Source organism: Marinobacterium aestuarii, assembly GCF_001651805.1.
In the GTDB taxonomy this organism is placed as follows: domain Bacteria; phylum Pseudomonadota; class Gammaproteobacteria; order Pseudomonadales; family Balneatricaceae; genus Marinobacterium_A; species Marinobacterium_A aestuarii.
Map to the genome: position 1 here is coordinate 2,289,097 of NZ_CP015839.1, position 20,704 is coordinate 2,309,800.

General features: G+C 54.8%; 18 protein-coding genes. 17 read left to right on the forward strand and 1 reads right to left on the reverse strand.

The features are described 5' to 3' along the window. Positions 1-88: 88 nt before the first annotated feature. Positions 89-862, reverse strand: coding sequence for a 2,3-dehydroadipyl-CoA hydratase PaaF (paaF, locus tag A8C75_RS10095; protein WP_067381538.1), 774 nt, complete (start codon positions 860-862; stop codon positions 89-91). Between the two features lie 494 nt (positions 863-1,356). Here paaF and paaN point away from each other — a divergent pair, with 494 nt between their 5' ends. The 17 genes from paaN to A8C75_RS10170 all read left to right on the forward strand — a co-directional run bounded on the left by paaN (position 1,357) and on the right by A8C75_RS10170 (position 20,536). After that, positions 1,357-3,045, forward strand: coding sequence for a phenylacetic acid degradation protein PaaN (gene paaN, locus A8C75_RS10100; protein ID WP_067381541.1), 1,689 nt, complete (start codon positions 1,357-1,359; stop codon positions 3,043-3,045). Positions 3,046-3,051: 6 nt separating this feature from the next. Further along, a complete protein-coding gene (paaY, locus tag A8C75_RS10105; protein WP_067381544.1) occupies positions 3,052-3,645 on the forward strand; it encodes a phenylacetic acid degradation protein PaaY in 594 nt (197 codons plus the stop codon). A 60-nt stretch (positions 3,646-3,705) separates the two neighbouring features. Continuing rightward, positions 3,706-4,491 (forward strand): enoyl-CoA hydratase-related protein, encoded by a 786-nt coding sequence (locus tag A8C75_RS10110; protein ID WP_067381547.1) that lies wholly within the window; start codon positions 3,706-3,708, stop codon positions 4,489-4,491. 189 nt (positions 4,492-4,680) lie between these two features. Continuing rightward, positions 4,681-5,616, forward strand: a complete 936-nt coding sequence (locus A8C75_RS10115; protein WP_067381550.1) for a LysR family transcriptional regulator — start codon at positions 4,681-4,683, stop codon at positions 5,614-5,616. Between the two features lie 151 nt (positions 5,617-5,767). Beyond that, entirely contained in the window at positions 5,768-7,444 is a 1,677-nt protein-coding gene (locus A8C75_RS10120; protein ID WP_067381552.1) for an FAD-dependent oxidoreductase, read from the forward strand. 14 nt (positions 7,445-7,458) lie between these two features. Further along, on the forward strand, positions 7,459-7,683 hold the full coding sequence (locus A8C75_RS10125) for a DUF2783 domain-containing protein (protein ID WP_067381555.1): 225 nt from the start codon (positions 7,459-7,461) through the stop codon (positions 7,681-7,683). A gap of 127 nt (positions 7,684-7,810) precedes the next feature. Then, positions 7,811-8,773 carry an MBL fold metallo-hydrolase gene (locus A8C75_RS10130; RefSeq protein ID WP_067381558.1) on the forward strand — a complete coding sequence of 321 codons (963 nt, stop codon included), beginning with the start codon at positions 7,811-7,813 and terminating at the stop codon, positions 8,771-8,773. A 128-nt stretch (positions 8,774-8,901) separates the two neighbouring features. Continuing rightward, complete coding sequence (qhpG, locus tag A8C75_RS10135; RefSeq protein ID WP_067381561.1) at positions 8,902-10,278, forward strand: flavin-dependent monooxygenase QhpG; 1,377 nt, start codon at positions 8,902-8,904, stop codon at positions 10,276-10,278. A gap of 661 nt (positions 10,279-10,939) precedes the next feature. Further along, positions 10,940-11,653: an RluA family pseudouridine synthase gene (locus A8C75_RS10140; protein ID WP_067381564.1), complete on the forward strand. Its 714-nt coding sequence runs from the start codon at positions 10,940-10,942 to the stop codon at positions 11,651-11,653. 1,678 nt (positions 11,654-13,331) lie between these two features. Then, a complete protein-coding gene (locus A8C75_RS10145) occupies positions 13,332-13,658 on the forward strand; it encodes a hypothetical protein (protein ID WP_067381567.1) in 327 nt (108 codons plus the stop codon). A gap of 98 nt (positions 13,659-13,756) precedes the next feature. Then, on the forward strand, positions 13,757-14,140 hold the full coding sequence (locus A8C75_RS10150) for a hypothetical protein (RefSeq protein ID WP_067381570.1): 384 nt from the start codon (positions 13,757-13,759) through the stop codon (positions 14,138-14,140). An 87-nt stretch (positions 14,141-14,227) separates the two neighbouring features. Next, the gene (locus A8C75_RS23605; RefSeq protein WP_157890259.1) at positions 14,228-14,968 is read left to right on the forward strand and encodes a hypothetical protein; all 741 of its coding nucleotides are present in this window, start codon (positions 14,228-14,230) and stop codon (positions 14,966-14,968) included. Between the two features lie 693 nt (positions 14,969-15,661). Continuing rightward, a complete protein-coding gene (locus A8C75_RS10155; RefSeq protein ID WP_067381573.1) occupies positions 15,662-16,789 on the forward strand; it encodes an ISAs1 family transposase in 1,128 nt (375 codons plus the stop codon). Positions 16,790-17,360: 571 nt separating this feature from the next. After that, on the forward strand, positions 17,361-17,921 hold the full coding sequence (locus A8C75_RS10160; protein WP_067381576.1) for a hypothetical protein: 561 nt from the start codon (positions 17,361-17,363) through the stop codon (positions 17,919-17,921). 107 nt (positions 17,922-18,028) lie between these two features. After that, positions 18,029-18,568 (forward strand): hypothetical protein, encoded by a 540-nt coding sequence (locus A8C75_RS10165; RefSeq protein ID WP_067381580.1) that lies wholly within the window; start codon positions 18,029-18,031, stop codon positions 18,566-18,568. Positions 18,569-18,825: 257 nt separating this feature from the next. Continuing rightward, positions 18,826-19,713 (forward strand): S1 domain-containing protein, encoded by an 888-nt coding sequence (locus A8C75_RS23335; protein ID WP_120785181.1) that lies wholly within the window; start codon positions 18,826-18,828, stop codon positions 19,711-19,713. A gap of 361 nt (positions 19,714-20,074) precedes the next feature. Further along, the gene (locus A8C75_RS10170) at positions 20,075-20,536 is read left to right on the forward strand and encodes a GNAT family N-acetyltransferase (RefSeq protein WP_067381584.1); all 462 of its coding nucleotides are present in this window, start codon (positions 20,075-20,077) and stop codon (positions 20,534-20,536) included. Positions 20,537-20,704: the final 168 nt, after the last annotated feature.

Consider the following 20,704-nt stretch of genomic DNA (forward strand, 5'->3'; position numbering starts at 1 on the left):
TCCTTGGCGATGCTTGTCGTTGGAACAGGGGTGCGGCTGTCGGGGTGGTTCAGACCAGCAGAGCAGTACTCTGCTGTTGAAAGCGCGATCAGCGTCCCTTATAGGTCGGTGTGCGTTTTTCCAGGAAGGCGCTGATGCCCTCGTTGCGATCTTGTGTGGCCGCCAGCAGACAGAACGCCTTGCGCTCATAGGCCAGGCCGCTGCCAAGGTGCGACTCCTGCGCCCGGGCCAGTACATCCTTGGCCTGTTGCAGCGCGAGCGGTGCCTTGGTGGCGAGGGTCTGGGCCAGGGTCAGGGCGCGCTCCAGGGTGAGTTCGGGTTCGGTGATCTCGCTTATCAGGCCTGCCTGGCGGGCGCGCTCTGCGCTGATCGGCTCACCGGTCATGACCATCTGAGACGCCAGCGCCTTGCCGACGGTGCGAATCAGGCGCTGGGTGCCGCCGGCGCCGGGAATGATGCCCAGGTTGATTTCCGGCTGGCCGAACAGGGCGCTGTGCCCGGCCACGACTATGTCGGCGTGCATCACCAGTTCGCAGCCACCGCCCAGGGCAAAGCCGTTAACGGCTGCGATCAGCGGTTTGGGGAAGGCGGCGATGCGGGCCCAGTGCCCCACGCGGGCATCCTTGAGTACGCCCACGGCGTCAAGCTGTGCCATCTCGCGCACGTCGGCGCCGGCGGCAAAGGCGCGGTCGCTGCCGGTGATCACCACCGCGCGTACCTGGGGGTCTATGGCGGCAGCGTCCAGCAGGTCTGCCAGTTCTCCCAGCAATTCGGTGTTGAGTGCATTCAGCGCCTCGGGGCGGTTAAGGCGGATAAGCAGTACGCCCTCGCTGGCTGTCTCGGCAAGCAGGAATTTCAGCATCCTTCTCCCTCTTGTTCTGTCTGTCCGCGCTGCTGTGTTTGTGCGCAGTGATTAGCTGAGAAGCTCAGGATAATCTCTAAAGAGATACTAATAAATAGATAAATAGTAATTTTACGTGTCTATTTGTAATGATGGTGTCCTGTTTTTAAAGAGGGTTGAGGCCTGAGCCGGGCCGATATCGACGCCTGATATAGACTGATTTAATGATCGTAATTGGATTGTAACTAGCTGTTTTGTATTAATTAAGTGGGTTTTGTTAGCGTTTTTTCGATACCCGGAAAACAGGGCTGCAGTGTTGCTGTCTGAAGGTGCATATATTTAATGTTACAAAATATGTCTTTGACAAATAAAAACCGTGTAATTAGGATTCGATCATTGCAGGGCGACGCAGGAACAGGGGTTTCTGTAGCGCCAGGGGGGTTGCTCAGGCGGCTCCGCCCTAGGCGTGGCGCAACCTGCGGCGCCTTTATGGTCACGAACAGGAGTATCGGTATATGTCCAAGGCTCAGAGTTTTTATGATGCGCACCAAGGCACGCTGGAAAAGGCCATAGCGACGAACCGGTCGCGGGAATTCTGGTCACCCTATCCGGAAGTCGCCAGCGGACGTATCTATGGCGAAACCGCCAATATCGATGGCCGTGCCCGCTTTGATGGCTATCTGGGCCAGCCGTTCGCGCTCGAGGTTCCAGCCGTGGCCGAGCAGGTGGGCGAGGAAGAGTCGCCCTATGGTCTGGCGCTGAACATTGGCTATGACCGCCCCGATACCGAGGCCCTGATCGCCCGTCAGCTGGCGGCCATGCCGGCCTGGCGTGATGCAGGAATAGAGGCCCGCGCCGGTGTTTGTCTTGAGATTCTCGACCGTCTGAACAAACGCAGCTTCGAGATGGCCTATGCGGTGATGCACACCACCGGCCAGGGTTTCATGATGGCGTTTCAGGCCGGCGGCCCCCATGCCCAGGATCGCGGCCTTGAAGCCGTGGCCCGCGCCTTTGCCGAAATGCAGCAGGTGCCGCAAAGCGCCAGTTGGGTTAAGCCCCAGGGCAAGCATCCGGCACTGGCGATGCAGAAAACCTTCCGCGTGGTGCCCAAGGGCATCAGCCTGGTGGTGGCCTGCGCCACCTTCCCGACCTGGAATACCTACCCGGGCCTGTTCGCAAGCCTGGTGACCGGCAACCCGGTGATCGTGAAACCCCACCCGGGCGCGGTGCTGCCGGTGGCCATCAGCGTACAGATTGCACAGGAGGTGCTGGCAGAGGCGGGCTTTGATCCCTGCCTGGTCTCCATGGCACCGGACAGCAGGCAGAGCCCCGTCACCAAGGCCCTGGCGCAGCACCCGGCGGTCAAACTGATCGATTTCACCGGCTCTTCCGCCTTTGGCAACTGGCTGGAACAGAACTGTCCCCAGGCGGATGTCTTTACCGAGAAGTCCGGCGTCAATACGCTGATTATCGACAGCGCCGCGAGCCTGAAGCCTGTGGGCCGCAACCTGGCATTCACCCTGAGCCTGTATTCCGGCCAGATGTGTACCACGCCCCAGGCCATTTATATTCCCCGCGACGGTATCGACACCGACGACGGTCACCTGAGCTTTGATGAGGTGGCGGCTACCCTGAGCGGTTCCATCTCCAAATTTCTTTCCAACCCCGAGGTGGCGGTGAATGTGCTGGGTGCGATCCAGAGCACGGACACCCTGGCGCGCATCGATGAATGTGCGGGCCTTGGCGAGGTACTGCTGGCCAGTGAAACCCTGGCGCATCCTGATTTCGCCAATGCGCGCATTCGCACGCCGCTGCTGCTCAAGGTCGATGCCGCCGCTATTGAGACCTACAGCGAAGAGCGCTTCGGGCCTGTGACCTTCCTGATCGCCACCGACAGCACCGAGCACAGCTTTGCCCTGGCCCGCAAGGTCATCAGCGAGAAGGGTGCTATCACCCTGGGGGTCTACTCCACGTCTGACAGCGTGCTGGATCAGGCGCAGGAACTGGCACTGGATGTGAAAGTGGCGCTGTCGTGCAACCTGACAGGCGGCGTTTTTGTCAACCAGTCGGCGGCGTTCAGTGACTTTCACGCCACCGGGGGCAACCCTGCGGCCAATGCCAGCCTCACCGATGGCGCTTTTGTCAGCCGTCGCTTCGTGGTGGTGCAGAGCCGCCGTGATGTACCACCACCTGCTGCCGAGTAACCGCCGATGCCTATTTATCGAATCGAGGGTGTGACACCGGTTATAGACCCCAGCGCCTATGTGCACCCCACCGCGGTGCTGATCGGCGATGTCATTGTAGGCCCGGGCTGTTACGTGGGTCCCAATGCCAGCCTGCGGGGGGACTTCGGTCGCCTGGTGCTGGAAGAGGGCGCCAATGTGCAGGACAACTGTGTGATGCACGGTTTTCCGGGGACCGATACCGTGGTCGAGGTGGACGGCCATATTGGCCACGGTGCCATCCTGCATGGGTGTCGCGTGGGGCGAAATGCCCTGGTGGGCATGAACGCCGTGGTGATGGACGGCGCCCATATAGGCCCAGAGTCCATTGTCGCCGCCAATGCGTTCGTCAAGGCGGGGTTTGACTGTCCGCCGCGCGCCATGCTGGTGGGCTCGCCGGCCCAGGTCCGGCGCACCCTCAGCGCCGAGGAAGTGCGCTGGAAGGCGGAGGGTACCGCCGAGTACCACCGCCTGACGCGCCGCTGCCTGGAGAGCATGGAGCTTTGTGAGGCCCAGACGGAAGTGGAACCCAACCGTCCCCGCTGCGATGGTGGTACGGCCAAGCCCAAGTATCAGTCCTGATACGCGCCTTAGGTTCAGAGTGAAAGATGCAAAGTGAATCAAACAGAGTGAATCATTGCCATGAGTTATGAACTGATTCAGGTTGAAATCCAGGGTGCGGTGGGCCTGATCCGGCTGCACCGGCCTGATGCCATGAATGCACTGTCGGTCGCTCTGATCAATGAGGTCGGGGTCGCCCTGCAGGCGCTGGAACAGGATGAGGCTATCGGCGCCATCGTCCTCAGCGGCGGTGAAAAGGTCTTCGCCGCTGGCGCCGATCTGAAGGAGATGCAGAGCAAGGCGTTTACCGAGCTTTACCTTACCGACTTTCCGCAGTTGCCGGGCTCCGGCTGGGAGCGACTGGAGCGCCGGCGCAAGCCGGTGATCGCGGCGGTGTCGGGCTATGCGCTCGGCGGTGGCTGTGAAATGGCCATGGCCTGTGATTTTATTCTGGCCAGTAACACGGCGCGTTTCGGCCAGCCGGAAATCAGTGTCGGTACCCTGCCGGGTGCCGGCGGTACCCAGCGTCTGGCACGGGCAGTCGGCAAGGCCAAGGCGATGGAAATGTGTCTTACCGGGCGCATGATGGATGCCGAGGAAGCCGAGCGGGTCGGGCTGGTCAGCCGCATAGTGCCGGTGGCGGAGCTCGAAGCCGAAGCGATTAAAACCGCGGCGCGCATCGCCGCCATGTCCCGTCCCATCGCCATGATGGTGAAGGAATCGGTGGATCAGGCGTTCGAGTCAGGACTTAGCGCGGGCCTGATGTTCGAGCGCAGGGCCTTTGCTTCCAGCTTCAGTTTTGAAGATCGCACTGAAGGCATGGCCGCCTTCGCCGAAAAGCGCAGGCCAGAGTTCAAGCACCGCTGATTGTCGTGGTAGTGTTTTCGCCCAGCGGCGCCTTAGGGCGCCGTTTTGCATTCCGGGCCTGGTCGCGCCGGGCGGTACTGCTGTTGCGGGTACTGCGGTCTGAAAGTGGATTGATGCTAATCAGGAATAAATATGTCAGCCTTGGCGCTCTGCCGGCGACGCCGGTTAACGCATGTGGGAGGCTGAAGGATGGATCTGCTGTCGGCGATGAGGGTCTTTGTACGGGTGGTCGAGCTGCGAAGCTTTACCCAGGCGGCAGATGATCAGGGGGTGTCCAGTTCTGCGGTGAGCAAGCAGGTCGCCATGCTGGAGCAGCACTTCAAGGCGCGCCTGCTGCACCGTACCACCCGCAGCCTCAATGTCACCGATATAGGGGAGGCCATTTATCGCCAGTGCAAGGTGGTGCTGGAGGAGGTGGCGGGGGCCGAAAATCTGGTGGCTGAATTTCAGGGTGAGCCCCGCGGCCTGCTGCGCATTTCCAGCAACATGACCTTTGGTCAGCTGGTGCTGTCACGGGCGCTGCCCGAATTCATGGCGCGCTATCCCGATATTCGCCTTGAAGTAACGCTGGATGACCGCATGCCGGACATGGTGCGCGAGGGCTACGACCTGATGATTCGCATCAAGGGTTCCCAGCTACCGGATTCCAGCCTGGTGGCGCGCAAGCTCTGCGATATCCCGATGTTTATCTGCGCCACACCGCAGTATCTGGCCGATCAGGGGGTGCCCGATTCGGTGCAGGCGCTGCAGGGCCACAACTGCCTGATCTTCGTGCATGCCGAAAACGCCCATCAGTGGCAACTGGGTGCCCCGGGCGAGGCGCCCCAGGTGGCCACGGTCAGCGGCGATCTGCGCGCCAATAACAGTGTAGTAGTGCGCGAAGCCCTGCTGGCGCATCGCGGCATTGCCAACCTGGCATCCTTCATTATTGCGCCCCATGTCGCCCGCGGCGAGCTGGTGCCGGTGTTTCCCCATGCCGAGCCCGAGCGCCTGGCCGCCTATGCGTTTTACCCCAACCGTGAGTCGGTCACGCTCAAGGTGAGTCGCTTTGTCGATTTCTTTGCCGGCTGGCTTAACGAGCACCTGCCCCAGAGCCTGCCGCCGGCAGACAAGGGCGCTGTCTGAGCCGGTTTGTTTCCTGTATGGAAATAAAGTTCTTCTTCTACGCCTGATTATCCCGCCGTACTGCTTGGTTATGCTGGTCCCACTCAAGACTGATTCCCGCTGCTGCCAGAGTTGCAGCCCCGGGACGGGCCACAAGAAGAAGAGCGGGACTATGATTAAAACCTACGCATTTCCGACCTATCCCTATGTGCGCAGCGCCGATCAGGACAGCGCGACGCCTGTGCGTCGTCCGGTGGTGATTGGCGGCGCCGGCCCCATCGGCATGGCGCTGGCGGTTGACCTGGCGCTGCACGAGATTCCGGTGGTGGTGCTGGATGACAACAACACCGTCAGTGTCGGCTCCCGGGCGGTGTGCTATGCCAAGCGCCTGCTGGAAATCATGGATCGCCTGGGGGTTGGCGAGCGCATGATACAAAAGGGCGTGACCTGGAATCTGGGCAAGGTTTTCTTTCAAGAGGATCAGGTCTACAGCTTCAACATGCTACCCGAATCTCACCATCGTCGTCCCGGCTTTATCAATCTACAGCAGTACTATGTCGAGCAGTATCTGGTGGAGCGTATCGGCGAGCTGGAACAGGTCGATCTGCGCTGGAAGAACAAGATTACCGCGGTGGAACAGCAGGGCGAGGGCGTGTTGTTGAGTGTCGATACCCCGGATGGCCCCTATCAGCTTGAAGCCGATTATCTGGTGGCCTGCGACGGCGCCAACTCCGATATTCGAGGGCTTTGCGGCCTGAGCTCCAGCGGCCAGGTATTCCAGGATCGCTTCCTGATCGCTGATGTGCTGATGGACCCCAAGCGTTTTCCGCCGGAGCGCTGGTTCTGGTTCAGCCCGCCGTTCCATGATGGCCAGTCGACCCTGCTGCATCGCCAGCCTGACAACGTCTGGCGTATCGACTTTGACCTTGGCTGGGATGCGGACCCGGAGGAGGAAAAGAAACCCGAAAATATCATTCCCAGGGTCAAGGCCTTCCTCGGCGATGATGTCGAGTTCGAACTGGAGTGGGCCAGCGTTTATACCTTCTGCTGTCGCCGCATGGATGATTTTCGCCACGGCCGGGTGATCTTTGCCGGTGATGCGGCGCACCAGGTATCGCCCTTTGGCGCCCGCGGCGCCAATTCCGGTGTGCAGGATGCCGACAACCTGGGCTGGAAGCTGGCGCTGGTACTGAATCGCCAGGCGCCCGAAGCGCTGCTGGACAGCTACACCCGCGAGCGTCTGCAGGCGGCGGATGAAAACATCCTCAACTCGACCCGTTCCACCGACTTTATTACGCCTAAAAACGACGCCAGCCGGGCGCTGCGCGATGCCGTGCTGAACCTGTCGCGCAGCTATCCGTTTGCCCGCAATCTGGTGAATTCCGGCCGGCTCTCCTTGCCCTCGGTCTACGTCGATTCCAGCCTGAATACCGCCGATACCGAGCCCTTTGCCGGCGCAATGGTGCCCGGTGCGCCCAGCACCGATGGCCCGGTACTGCGAAACCACCAGGATGACTATCTGCTCAGCGCCCTGGGTAATGATTTCAATGCGCTCTGGTTTATCGATGGCGATAGCCTGCCAGATGCCGCCGACATGGCCGCGCTGGCGCAGCTTGGCGCCCAACCCGTGCCGATCAAAACCCGCCTGGTGTCCCCGGTGGCGCTTGATATCGAGTTGCCGGCGGGGGTTGAGCTGCTGGTGGATCATCGGGAGGTTGTGGCCGAGCGCTTTGATGCCATGCCCGGCACCTTTTACCTGATGCGGCCCGATCAGCATGTCTGCGGGCGCGGACGCCGCTTCGATCCGCAGCGCATCCAGGCCATGCAGCGCACCGCAACCGGACACTGAAGAGGAGAGGACAGATGCCGCAACTGATAACAGACAACAATCTGGCCGTACCGGACGACTACTACGCCATGCTGACTGAACTGTACCGCGAGCTGGAGCCAGCCCAGTGCATGGATGTGAATGCCCGCCTGCTGTTGCTGCTGGGTAATCATATCGGCGACCTGGACGTGCTGGCCGAGGCAGCCCGTATCGCCCGCGAACATCTGCCGGCGGCCAGTACCCTGGCGAAAGATATTTAGTAAATAGCGCTACACAGAATTTTAAGCAGGTATCCGGGGGCACTGTATAGCGCAGCCTGGTGCCAAACCCTATCGCGGCGGGTCTCAGGGCCTGGCGGATAACTGACTTGATGCAGGAATGAGAACAATGGCTAAAAAACCTTTTGCGTCCTCTGCGGACCTTGGCGACAAGAAAGAAACCCTCGAAGTGCTGGCCGATGGCGTTTACGCCCTCACCGCCGAAGGGGACCCGAATGTCGGCGTGATCGAAGCTGAAGACTTCCTGATCGCCTTCGAAGCCCGCGCCACCCCCAAGGCGGCCCGTGACTGGCTGGAACAGCTGCGTGAATACACCGACAAGCCGGTGAAATACCTGGTGCTGTCGCACTACCACGCCGTGCGTGTACTGGGTGCCTCTGCCTATGAAGCCCAGAGCATCATCGCCCACGAAAAGACCCAATTCCTGATCGAAGAGCGCGGCATGCAGGACTGGGCCAGCGAGTTCGGCCGCATGCCGCGCCTGTTCCGCGAACCTGAAGGCATCCCGGGCCTGACCCATCCGGATATCGTCTTTAACGACCGTCTGGAAATTCCGCTGGGCGGCGACCGTGGCAGCCTGATTCTGGAATACTGTGGCCGTGGCCACACCGCTGGCGACATTGTGGCCTGGTTGCCCAAGCACAAGATCCTCTTTGCCGGTGACCTGGTGGAAGCGGCCGCCGCGCTCTACACCGGTGATGCGTTCCACTTTGACTGGTCCACCGAGACCCTGGACAAGGTCAAAGCCTATGGCGCCGAGACCCTGATCGGTGGCCGCGGTGCTGTGGCCCATGGCCGTGAAGACGTGGATGCCGCCATCGAGCAGACCCGTGGTTTCCTCAACGGCATGAAAGAGAAGGTCGGTGAGGTTCACAAGCGTGGCGGTACTGTAAAGGAAGCCTTCGAGGCGACCCGTGATCACCTGGCGCCCAAGTTCGGCATGTGGCCGATCTTCGAGCACTGCCTGCCGTTCGACGTGCAGCGCCTGTGGGACGAGTTCGATGGTATCGACTGGCCGCGTATCTGGACCGACGAGCGCGATCAGGAAGTCTGGGACAAGCTGCAGGACTGAGTTGGGCTAGAAGAACAAAAAGCCGATGCGCCCCTGGGTGCATCGGCTTTTTTGCGTCTGTATCCGGTGAGGCCCAGCCGCTACACTGGTTCATTTTTCACCTTTGGCTAGCGCTTGGAGACCGATAGATGGCGGCGACTGAAAAATTGCACAGAGCCGATCCGCATATAGTCGTGCTGGGGGCGGGGCCTGCCGGCGGTGCCGTGGCGCTCGGCCTGCGGCGTTTGGGCTACCGGGTCACGGTGGTGGCCGAACCCAGGCCCTTTGCCGCCCTTGAAGGCGTGTCCGAGCGGGTATTGGCGGGCCTTAAACAGGCGGGCTTTGCTCAGGCGCTGGCCGCAATGCCAGCGCCGTCGCCGCGCCAGGTCACCTGGAATGGCGAGACCAGTGGCGCCAATACCGAGCGTCTGATTCGCCGCGTCGAGCTGGATCTGGCCATCGGTGTTGAGCTTGTGGCCCAGGGTGTAAAGCTGATTGCCGGGCGGGTGCGCAGCAGTCGTGCCCAGTCCCTGTCTCAGGTGCAGGATGGCGGGTGCGAGGGCTATAGCGTCGAAGTGCAAGCCGGCGGTGACCCCCCGTTCATGCTGGAGGCGGATTTCCTGGTGGAAGCGCGGGGGCGCGCAGCCCCTGGCGCCGGGCTTGAACGCCTGCGCGGGCCTGAAACCGTGAGCCTGTTGCAAGCCTGGCAGGGGCCTGCCATGGCGCCGCGCTCGGCGGTGCAGAGTTTCGATGCCGGCTGGGCCTGGATGGCCGCCACGGCGGACGGGCAGCGCTATCTGCAGCTGACGCTGGATGTTGCCAGTGCCGCCCTGCCACCCAAGGAGCAGCTCACCGAATTTTGCGTGAAGCGCCTTGCGAGCCTGTCCCAGGCGCAGCCCTTTATGCAGGATGCGGCGCCCATAGGCCAGCCCCAGGCCCGCACCAGCACGCCTATCCTGTGTCTGGAGCCGGTGGGGAATAACTGGATTCGCGTAGGGGATGCGGCCATGGCGGTGGATCCGCTGTCTGGCAATGGTATTTTCCAGTCGCTCTCCAGTGCGCTGCAGGCGCCGGCGGTGATCAATACGCTGCTGCGCCACCCCGAGCGCAGCGCCCAGGCCCGTGCCTTTCACCAGGCGCGGGTGGAGCATCTGTTCTATCGCTTTGCCCGTATCGGGCGGGACTTTTATGACATGGAGCAGGACTGTGCCGGTGAGCCCTTCTGGCAGGCGCGCCGTGCCTGGCCGGATACCGAGGCCATGCACCAGAGCGTAACCCCCACCCAGGTGCAGATTGCCCGCCGGGTGGTGCTCAATGGTGATCTGATCGACGAGGCCGAGGTGGTGGTGACGCCGGATCAGCCGCTGGGAATGTGGCACCTCAACGGTGTCGCCCTGGCGCCACTGTTGCGGGCTTGTCGGGATGCGCCGGATCAGCCAGAGGACGCGCTGGCGCGGGCGCTTGGCCAGCACCGGGCCCAGGCGGGTGCGCTGTTGCTGTGGATGAAAAATGCGGGCTGGGTGTAGTTTTATTGGGGGCTGTGGTTGCGCCGGGAGTCGCGGAGAATCCAGAGTTGTTGGCGCGATACTTTCTTTACTCGTGTAATTAAAGAATCCAAAGAAAGCCCGGTTACAGTTCAACCACATAGGTAACAGTTCAATTCAATGACATGGGTAACCCTTCCGGGTTTTGGCCATCGGTGATGAGGGCATTCTTCGGAGGGATCCGCACTACATCCAGCTTCGGTGGTTATCTGATAATCCCTGTTACGATCTCCTGGTCGTGTTACTTTCTGTGCACGCGCAAAGAAAGTAACCAAGCTCCTACCTTCAAGAATGCGCCCCCCGCAGAAGCCTGTTCGCTGCGCTCTGAGATCATTAGACGGGCTCCGCTGACGGTACATCCATGTACCTCATCGGAGGCGCAACAGTCCCTGTTGCGCCCCTGCGGGCCATTTCGCCGAATGACCTCAGTGCTCGCCGGCATATGGCCATGGATGGCCAGTAGCCAGAAAATGCAGGAGCAATTTTCTGCTCAGAAGGGGAATTGGAGCCGCTCTGATGTTTCGGTGGTCGTCGTGCTTGGGTCGGTGCGATAATGGCCGTCATTTTTCGAACAACAGTCACCAGTACCGCCAGCCCACACTGTCTGCCAGGGCCTATGCATATCAATAGCGGGGAATTTTAGATGTCCAGTGCAAGCCCGCCGATGAATGCCATCGTTGATGACTTTGTGGCGCCGGTGTGTGACGCTTTGGTGGTCATTCTGTATCAGGATGACGATATCTTGCTGATCAACAAGCCCAGTGGCCTGCTCAGTTTGTCGGGCAAAAATCCCCTCAACTGGGATTCGGTGCACTACCGTTTGGTGCACGGCCAGGCGGGGCAGAGCCCCGCATTCCCGCAAGCAAAGTTACCCCATCGACTGGATTTTGGAACCTCCGGCATTATGGTGGTGGGGCTGAATGCAGCCTCGGCACAACATCTCAATCAACAGTTTCAAGCGCGCAGGATTCAAAAGCGCTACCTGGCTCTGCTCCAGGGCTGGGTTCCCGACGATCAGGGGCAGATCACAGCGCCCATCGCGAAAGATAAAAACCATTTTCCCCGGGTGAAAATTTGCCACAGCACCGGTAAAGCAGCCATCAGTGAATTCCGGGTATTAGAGCGCCTGGAGCAACCGCGGTGCAGCCGGGTGCAATTTAATCCGCTTACCGGGCGTACACACCAGTTGCGCATTCACAGCCTGGAAATGGGCCATCCCATTCTTGGGTGTGATCTGTATAAAAGCGAGCAGAGTGAACAGATGGCAGAGCGTTTGCTGTTGCATGCCAGTGATTTGTATTTTGAGCATCCAGGTACAGGTGAGGCGTTTCATGGGGACTGTGCTTGCCCGTTTTGATCGAGGATGTCTTGAGTGTGTTCATCGAGAGCGTCGGTGGCTTACTGGTTATCCCTGTGTCGACCGGGCGGTCGTGCACGCGCAAAGAAAGTAACCAAAGCTCTTTACCTTCAAGAATGCGCTGCCGCAGAAGTATTTTCGCGGAGCGCTGACGCCATTGTGCGGGGGCCTGCCTTCAAGGTGAAGAGTCGGAACATCCTGTTTCTAATAGGCAACTCGACATCTCCTGTCTTCGCGCCTGCTGGCTGGTCGTTCGCGGTATATGGCCGTGAATGGCAGGCATACGGTAGGACTATATAACCGGCTCTGTGGACGGATATCCTTGAGGTTATCTGTCAGTCTGTATTTCGCCTCTCGGCGACCTACTTCACCTTGTAGAGAGCCCTTGTTACGCGACAAGGGCTTTTTACAAGGGGAAGAGTGCAAGGCTCTTTACCTTGAAAGCTGGTGCCCCGATGAAGCCTTGACGCTGCGCTCTGACGCTCTTGTGCGGGGGCCTGCCTTCAAGGTGAAGAGTCGGAACATCCTGTTCCTAATCTGCAGCTCGACAGTCCCTGTCATCGCCCCTGCGGGCCTGATCGCACAATAGCGCCAGTGCTCGCCGACATATGGCCATGGATGGCAGGCATACGGTGGGGCTATATGACTGGCTGTGTGGGCGGATAATTTTGAGGTTTTCTGTCAGTCTGCATTTCGCCTCTCGGCGACCTACTTTCCTTGTTACGCGACAAGGAAAGTAGGCAAAGGAAGCGCGCCACCCATCAGCCGGCCTTCGGCTACACTGCGCGCCGGAACGATGCTCCGGACGTCGCTCAGGGGACATCCATGTCCCCAATCGACGGTTCGGCAGTCCCTGCCTCACCCCTTCGGGTCTGATCGGAGCATAGTCCCGGTGCTCGTCGGCTGCTGAGGGGGATCGAAGCCGCTCTGATATCCCGGTGGTGCTGAACTGCACCGTGGGCCGGTACGCCGCCATGATTAATCACGAATCACGAATCAGCTGTTGCTTTTTTAACCTTTCACCTAGCCCCTTTTTCCTCGCTTTCGCCCCTTGCTCCTTGCCCCTGCTTTCGGCATCATGCTTCGAGCACCAACGGAGTACCGGTGCATGTTTTGATCGTCATAAAAGCACAATCGTCAGCTGAGCAACGGAAGCCAGGCTGGGTGAACTTTCCCCAATCTCAATCCCTCCGTTCTTCCTGGCGCTGCTTGCATCGAATGCAGTCCGTATTTCGTCATCGTTAGGGCGGTAGCGTGGTTTTTCAGCCCGTTCAGCCCTTTCAGAAGAGCAGGGCAACGAGGTGGAGGTATTGAGTTCAGGGCCGTATGCAGTGCAAACGGCCTCGTAGGCCAGTATCTTGGCAAATGACCTAAACTGTGCTGATACTTTTTTGAAATCATGAATTTACAGTGTAACGCCCAAATGTGGATATGAGGCTTGGTGATCGTTTTGTCAAAATGGTGTTCGAATGAGAAAATGACCTGAGCGACTTATGCCGCTTGGCTTTGCGCCCGTTTTTTGACGAAAATTTATCAGGAAATACTGGCCTCAGGCAAATCGGCCTCCGAGGCTACGATACAAATGTTAACTGGCAAGGAGAAATCATGTTACCTCGGTATAAAGATATAGCTGAGCTAGTGAAAAAAAGGAGCTACGGTTGAAGCTCAAGAGAAAATAATGGAGTTGAGGGAGGCTGCTCTTGAACTTCAAGAAGAAAACTTAGAGCTGAAAGAAAAAGTTAGGGCTCTGGAAAAGGCTTTATCTGAAAAGTCCAAATTGGTCTATGAAGCCCCATTTTACTGGAAAGGAAATGGTTCTGAGAGAGATGGTCCTTTTTGTCAACAATGTTACGACAGTTCTGAAAAGCAGATTAGGTTGCAAGATAATGGAGAGGATTACTGGACTTGCCGTACTTGTAAGCAAGGGTATCCCGGCCCTAATTATAGGGAAGCTGACTTGGGTGAGATTGCGCGCAATCTTAATGGTGACTTTAAGGGCTGGTAGCCAGTTAACAAGTGCAAGCAGCATCGGCCCTGCGGGCCTGGACCTCGCTACGCTCGGCCGCTGTTACAGACGTTAAAAATAGACATGGAGGTAATTTTATGGCTGGTAATCAATTATTTCAGGAGCAATTGCGTCTCCATTCGCCGCATACATACAATGCCCTCACAAAACTAGTTATGGCAATGGCTGCGGTAACAAAGAATTCAGGCAAAAAAACTTTTTTTGGTCGTGACAAAGGGCAGCAGTCATACTCTAAGTTCTTGGGAATGCTACAGGTCACTCTTCAATCAATGGTTCTGGATAGAGTTATTCAAGAATCAACATCTTCGGATCAAGTTATCAATGAGCTTTTAGACAAGATCAGAAAGTTTGAGCTGGCGCATCCTAACTGGCAGGATGCATATTCGTTTGCGAGCTATTTCTTTAAAGAAAATCATTCTGAGGCTGTTGCAGTAGTCGAGCGGTTGAGAGGAACTCCATGAAAGCGTAGTTTTTAACAAGTCACTGCAGCCGACGCGCTAAAGCGCGCGGCTGAGTTCAGCGTTATCAGTACATCGGAGCGATAGTTTATGATTATTAAAGATTACTCTGGAAATATAGAGAATTTTGAGCGATTTTTGAAATCAAAGCTGTGCTCTGTAGAGGAAATGACAGGTAATGATAGCGCCCTTTTCAAAAAGATAATATATGTATCCTTTATTGATTCCCTTGCTGCATGTGTTTTCCCTAGAAAGGGCAATCGTGATCGTTTTATATCAACTGTTGAAAGATTCTCGCACTGGGATGATCGAGATAGAGTTAGTATAACTCATTTGGGAAAATACGTTTATAGTAATCCTCATCCATCATTGAGTGATGTTAGAAAATATGTAAGACCGGTGTTAGATCGTTGGAGAGAAAGGCAAAATGAGAATATCCTCATTTCTGAAGATCCAAGGCTAAGCGATACGGATATTAAGCGTATTAGCTGGAAGAAGGATAAGGAGTCGGGTATTGATCTCTCAATTGACTTATTCACTCACAGCAATCTCCTCTATAAGATGAGAAATGCACTTGTTCATCAATTTCAATCTAGAGCAGATGAGATTTTACCTTCTGATCCTAAAGAGCCTTTTTACCAAGTAATTTTGAAGCCTGATGAAGTACAATCAACTATTCCTATGCGGATTGAGCTTGTCTATCCAGCAAGCTTTCTTAGCAATATGGCGGGTACTATTCTAGATAATATTATACGTAACCTTAAAGAAGGTAATATTAATCCATTTCCTCACTACTATGCTGGGGATTACTGGATTGAAGAACTTAACTGATAATAAGAGTAAGCACTTGACCCAAAAAGGCGAATGGGGTCAGGTCTTGCCTTTTGCTATAGTTTCATCTGAGGGCAATAGGCAAAATCTGACCCCGAGACATACTCGCGCTATATGGTCGTGGATGACAAGTATACGGTGGGACTATATAACTGGCTGTGTGGACGGATAGCCTTGAGGTTCTCTGAGAGTCTGTGTTTCGCCTCTCGGCGACCCACTTTCCTTGTTACGCGACAAGGAAAGTAGGCAAAGGAAGCGCGCCACCCATCAGCCGGCCTTCGGCTACACTGTGCGCCGGAACGATGCCCCGGACGTCGCTCAGGGGACATCCATGTCCCCAATCGACGGCTCGGCAGTCCCTGCCTCACCCCTTCGGGTCTGATCGGAGCATAGTCCCGGTGCTCGTCGGCCGCTGAGGGGGATCGAAGCCGCTCTGTTATGCCGGTGGTGCTGAAATGTACCGGCCGCCATGATTAATCACGAATCAGCTGTTGCTTTTTAACCTTTCGTCTAGCCCCTTGCTCGTTGCCCCTGCTTTCGGCATCATGCTTCGAGCACCAACGGTGTATTGGTGCAGGGCAAACGCATGAACGTTTTTTGCACAGCGCAGCACGGATCTTACTTCTCTCTTGCAACCGACAAGCCCGGCTGGTATTCAGAGAATTTCCATCATAGGACAGGCGCGAATACCCTATGTCAAAGCGTTCTCTGCTCAGCCATCTCCAAGAGATTGAAGACCCTCGACAAAGCGCAAAATGCACTCACAATTTTGCCGAAGTTATGTTTATGAGTATCTGCGGAATCCTCTGTGGGGCCGACGACTGGAACTCTATCGCCCTGTTTGCCCAGACTCGAGAGGGCTGGTTCCGTCAGCACCTGACGTTGCCTGGTGGTATTCCCTCCCACGATACCTTCAATCGCATGTTCAGCCTGTTGGACCCGAAAGCTTTCCGAACCCTGTTCATTACCTGGGTCCAGGACGTGATGGTGGGTAGCGGTCTGTCAGGCACTGTCGCTATCGATGGCAAGACGGTCAAAGGATCCGCCTGGAACAAGGGCAAGGACGCCATTCATATGGTCAATGCCTGGTCCACCGACCTGGGCATGGCGGTGGGGCAATACAAAGTGGACGGTAAGTCCAATGAGATCACCGCTATCCCCAAATTGTTGGCGTTGCTGGAGCTTCAAGGGTGCTTGGTCACCCTGGATGCGATGGGGTGCCAGAAGCGCATCGCCGATAGCATCCTCAAGCGCGGTGCCGACTATCTGCTGGCGGTCAAAGCCAACCAGAAGAGTCTGCATAAAGAGGTGGCCGAGTACTTCGATCGGTACTGGGAAAACACCCCTGAAGACGCGCCGGGCCCCGTGTTTGCCGAGCGAGCAGAGCATCAGCACGGCCGCCAGGAACACCGTCGCTGTTGGGTTCTGAACGAGCCGTCGGCACTGGCCACCGCGAAGCGCTGGCAGGCCAAGACGGTGGCGGCCGTGCAGTTGGACCGCCAGGACGCTCGCAAGGGTGACACCATGATCCGTTATTACATCTCCAGCCGCACGTTGACGGCCCAGGAGGTCTTGGCCGCTACTCGCGAGCACTGGCAGGTCGAAAACTGTCTGCACTGGGTGCTGGATGTAGCCTTCGACGAAGACCGCTCTCGTGCCCGCCAAGGCTTTGCCGCCGAAAATTTGGCGACGGCCCGGCAAATCGTCTTGAATCTTCTCAAGCAGGATACGACGCACAAGGTGGGCATCAAGAACAAGCGCAAAGCCTGTGGCTGGGACCTCGACTACATGCTCAAAGTGCTTGGGGAGATCAAAATGTGATCATGCGTTTGCCCTGTGTATTGGTGCATGATTTGATCGTCATAAAAGCACAATCGTCAGCTGAGCAACGGAAGCCAGGCTGGGTGAATTCTCCCTCCCCAATCTCAATCTCTCCGTTCTTCCTGGCTCTGCCTACATCGCAGGCAGTCCGTATTTCGTCATCGTTAGGGCGGTAGCGTGGTTTTTCAGTTCGTTCAGACCGTTAAGAAGAGAAGAGAAGGGAAGAGCAGGGCAGGGCAGGGCAACAGAGGTATCGAGTACAGGACCCTATGTAGTGCAAATGGCCCCGCAGGCCAGTATCCCCAGACAGCCTGCACGGATTGCCGAGACCTTGTCCTTGAAATCTTCAGAAAGTCTACACTGATACCTTTTGGGCGGGCTGCTGTCGAGAAAAATACCTTTTTTGCCATTCAATAGCGTCTTTAAGGGGGTGGTTTTTATATGAAAATCAATGTGATAGATGCCATGCTGGGGTTGATGGGGAAAATTAAAAGGTATACTTTCTAATAATTATTATGAGGGCGAAGGCCTCATTAACAGACTGTTATGCGAATTAGGCAGGAGTGAATTTGTGAGAGAAATAAGAGACAATGATCCAAAGACTCCGGTCTCTTATTTTAGCTTGGTTTTTCGACGCGGTGAGCGAGTACAAGAGATAACGCTTTCTGATTGGATAGTTTTGACTGTAATAGAGATATTTTTTGGCGCGGAAATATTAGAGCAGCTTATAATTACTTCTGCTTATAATGAGGGAAAGATTGAGAAGGTAGGACATTTCTTACATGTAAGTAATCTCGTCCCTGCAGGACTGTTTACAAACCTACTAAGAAAACGACTTTATCAAGTTCTTTACTATAAGTATTTTAAGCAGTATTTGTTTCTTCAGCCTGAATCGGACTTCGATGAAGCAGAGCTTGTTCAAGAAGATGGTTCTCTCCTACTCAATAGAGTTCGATTTGGAATGAGGCATGAATTGCTTTATCAAACTATCGCATTTAGGAGAGCTTATATTTTGGTATGGATATGTGTCAATTTAGTACTAGATTTGCTTGTTTTAGCGACTGCTGATATCCAAGCAGCCATAGTATCCGCTGTTTCTATTGAAGCTGTCCGGAGAGTACTCAAGCTATGAGAGAATTTGCGCATAACAAAGTGGTGTTGTTCGCCGCTGTCGCGGCTGGAACCTCCACTGCGCTGCGCTTCGTTCCAGCCCCAAACCACGGCGTTATGTGAGTAAGTATGCCTGATAAAACGATTCTCGATGTCGTGGACACAGCAGTAAAGATCGGCATAGGCGCGCTCATCAGTGGCGTCAGTACCTATTGGGTAACGAAACTGAAGAACAGCGCCGACGCAGAAAAAGAATACAGGCAAAGGTATCGCTCCATTTTGGAAGAAGTTGCTGATAACCTTGAGTCGGTGAATCATGTCTACCTCAAGTACTGGGCGCTAGTGGTTGAATGGCTGCGATACAAAAACGGCAATAATCAGTGGCCCGAGACACGAAAGGAAGAGCTCGAAAAAGTAAAAGAAGAGCTATTCCATGCCTTCAAGGCTGTCACGTCAGCCGAAGCGAAACTGCTCTTGGTCGGCGAGAGTAGGGCTTATGAAGCACTTCGTGCTTATGCGGAAAAGGTAATTAAATTTCGGCGTACCTTTTACTGCGAGAACATGAAAATGACTGAGGCCGAAATGGAGACCGCAAAGTCTGAAATCAAAGAGCTTAGAGAGTCATTTTTCAGGCAGGTAAGTGACTCATACAAACACAGAATTACATAACACCTATGAGCCGTCCCCACGTCAATAGGCATTAAAAAGCTCTAGGCTTTTTGCTCATGCTTGTTTTTCAACAATTCGATCTGCCCGCTTCGCATTTCCGGTCCGTTGACCGCCGATGAATGCGGCAACAAACATCTATTGAGGGTCTCTTAAAAAGTATTTACTCTGACCCCAAATATTGCAAATATTGTATCGAATTTTATGCATATAGTCGTAATGTTTAGTTTTAATTTATAGATAAGTTATAAAGGTAATATATGTCATTAGCTTTAGGTAAAGTAGATAAGTATCTGAGTGATAAGGGGTTTGGGTTTATTAAACCTGTGTTCATGCATGATAAACGAGTTGAATCAATTTTCTTTCATATATCAACAATCAAAAATAAATCTCTTGTAAATAAGTTAAAATCAGATGATTACGATAATTCTTATTACTTTTGGTTCGATTTTATAAAGGGAAAAAAAGGTTTTGAGGTCACAACCACTATTAGAGAATCCGATATTATTGAACAAATAAATGACCTTGAAATATTTACATCTAAGTTAGAGTCATACTGGCTAGATATATCAAATAGTACCCCTAAATGGTTGGAGTTGGCATCAGCAACATTCGACTTGGATATTGAACATTTAAACTCACAAAGAAATATAAAACAAAGAGAAAGTGAGAATCTTAAAATTATCGAAGAACAAAACCGTCTTAGTATGCTGAGAACTGTACCGAAAGAGTTGCATGAAGTAACAAAAAAAGAATGCGAAGATTTGCGTGATGAATTGAGATCGTTCAAAAAACAATTAGAACAAATCAAAAGAGAGCGTGACTCGGCGGTAGTAAAATGGGAACGTGCTATTGCTAATCCTGCCTTGTTTGAATTTGAGCTATTAGTTAATGAAGTCGAAAATCTTGAGGTGAGGCTTACAAAATCACACGAAGTTTCAAATTATATTGTTAAAAATAGATTGGGTGATAAGTATCAAAATTTAGCAGGAAAACTGGAAATGGAAAATTCTTCAAGTCAGTGGGTATTTGATGGTGGCATTGATCCTAAGCACTATAAAGAACTTTGCCGTAGATTAGGGTTAAGTAATAAATATACGGACTCACGGGTTAAAAGTTTTGTTTCATATAAGAATATAAATGGCTGAACCTAAGTGTAATAATAGCTGTCTAGTCAGAAATATATGTATGAATGTGACTAAATGTGGCTAATAAGCTGTTCAACAAGGAAAAAATAGAGATGGCTATCTCGCTTCGCTCGAATTATAGCCAACAGGGCGAATGGGGTCACCCATTAGCTGACGGTGGTCTTGCCTTTTGCTTTAGTTGCATCTGAAGGCAAAAGTCTGATGTGACTCCGTGACTCCTCCGTGCCAAGCTGGCAGAGTTTTCCAGACGGGACTTTGACTCAAACGTTCTGAGCGATATTGAGAAAGAGCTGAATATTCATCAGCAACACCTGGGTAACTATGGCTACCCGGTATTTGCAATGCAAAAAGCGGAAGCCGGATGAACATACGGGAAGAAAAGGCGGGTGATGGTGAAGCCATAGAGACGCTGACCTATCAGGCATTTGAAAACCACCCGCATCACGAACCCGGTGCGCTGACGCTTTCCCTGGTAGCAGAAGAGGACGGCGCCATTGTCGGCCAGATAACTTTTTCGCCTGTCACCATTAATGGCCGGGATTCTGACTGGTTTGGGTTGGGCCCTGTATCGGTGAAGCCCGAACGTCAGGGAGAAGGTATCGGTAGCCAGCTGATACGCAATGGTCTGGAAAGATTGAAGAAGCGGGGGGCTGGCGGTGTCGTACTGCTGGGCGAGCCGGCATATTACGGGCGCTTTGGTTTCAAGGCCAACCCTGATCTCACCTTGCCCGGCGTACCGGCTGAATATTTTGTTATTCAAGTGTTGCGTGCAGGCGGCACGGTGCCCAAAGGGGTGATTGGCTACCATAGGGCTTTTGGATGAATGCAGGAGGTGAAGCGTCGGCAGCTGGCCCGGCTGCCGGTCACTGCGCTTGCGCCAGGGGCCGAGCAAATGTAAACAGCCCATTGTTATTTCATTTACAAGATCGAACATCCATCCGGTATGCCATTTACACGCGCTTGATAGCCTGACTTTCAGTCCTGCGAGATG

Bases quoted from the DNA above. Each gene is read 5' to 3' on its own strand.
- A8C75_RS10130 (WP_067381558.1), top strand. From the start codon at position 7,811: ATGGCTAAAAAACCTTTTGCGTCCTCTGCGGACCTTGGCGACAAGAAA.
- A8C75_RS10170 (WP_067381584.1), top strand. From the start codon at position 20,075: ATGAACATACGGGAAGAAAAGGCGGGTGATGGTGAAGCCATAGAGACG.
- A8C75_RS10165 (WP_067381580.1), top strand. From the start codon at position 18,029: ATGCCTGATAAAACGATTCTCGATGTCGTGGACACAGCAGTAAAGATC.
- A8C75_RS10125 (WP_067381555.1), top strand. From the start codon at position 7,459: ATGCCGCAACTGATAACAGACAACAATCTGGCCGTACCGGACGACTAC.
- A8C75_RS10140 (WP_067381564.1), top strand. From the start codon at position 10,940: ATGTCCAGTGCAAGCCCGCCGATGAATGCCATCGTTGATGACTTTGTG.
- A8C75_RS10110 (WP_067381547.1), top strand. From the start codon at position 3,706: ATGAGTTATGAACTGATTCAGGTTGAAATCCAGGGTGCGGTGGGCCTG.
- A8C75_RS10115 (WP_067381550.1), top strand. From the start codon at position 4,681: ATGGATCTGCTGTCGGCGATGAGGGTCTTTGTACGGGTGGTCGAGCTG.
- paaF (WP_067381538.1), bottom strand. From the start codon at position 862: ATGCTGAAATTCCTGCTTGCCGAGACAGCCAGCGAGGGCGTACTGCTT.
- A8C75_RS23605 (WP_157890259.1), top strand. From the start codon at position 14,228: ATGATTATTAAAGATTACTCTGGAAATATAGAGAATTTTGAGCGATTT.
- paaY (WP_067381544.1), top strand. From the start codon at position 3,052: ATGCCTATTTATCGAATCGAGGGTGTGACACCGGTTATAGACCCCAGC.
- qhpG (WP_067381561.1), top strand. From the start codon at position 8,902: ATGGCGGCGACTGAAAAATTGCACAGAGCCGATCCGCATATAGTCGTG.
- paaN (WP_067381541.1), top strand. From the start codon at position 1,357: ATGTCCAAGGCTCAGAGTTTTTATGATGCGCACCAAGGCACGCTGGAA.
- A8C75_RS10155 (WP_067381573.1), top strand. From the start codon at position 15,662: ATGTCAAAGCGTTCTCTGCTCAGCCATCTCCAAGAGATTGAAGACCCT.
- A8C75_RS10150 (WP_067381570.1), top strand. From the start codon at position 13,757: ATGGCTGGTAATCAATTATTTCAGGAGCAATTGCGTCTCCATTCGCCG.
- A8C75_RS10145 (WP_067381567.1), top strand. From the start codon at position 13,332: ATGGAGTTGAGGGAGGCTGCTCTTGAACTTCAAGAAGAAAACTTAGAG.
- A8C75_RS23335 (WP_120785181.1), top strand. From the start codon at position 18,826: ATGTCATTAGCTTTAGGTAAAGTAGATAAGTATCTGAGTGATAAGGGG.
- A8C75_RS10120 (WP_067381552.1), top strand. From the start codon at position 5,768: ATGATTAAAACCTACGCATTTCCGACCTATCCCTATGTGCGCAGCGCC.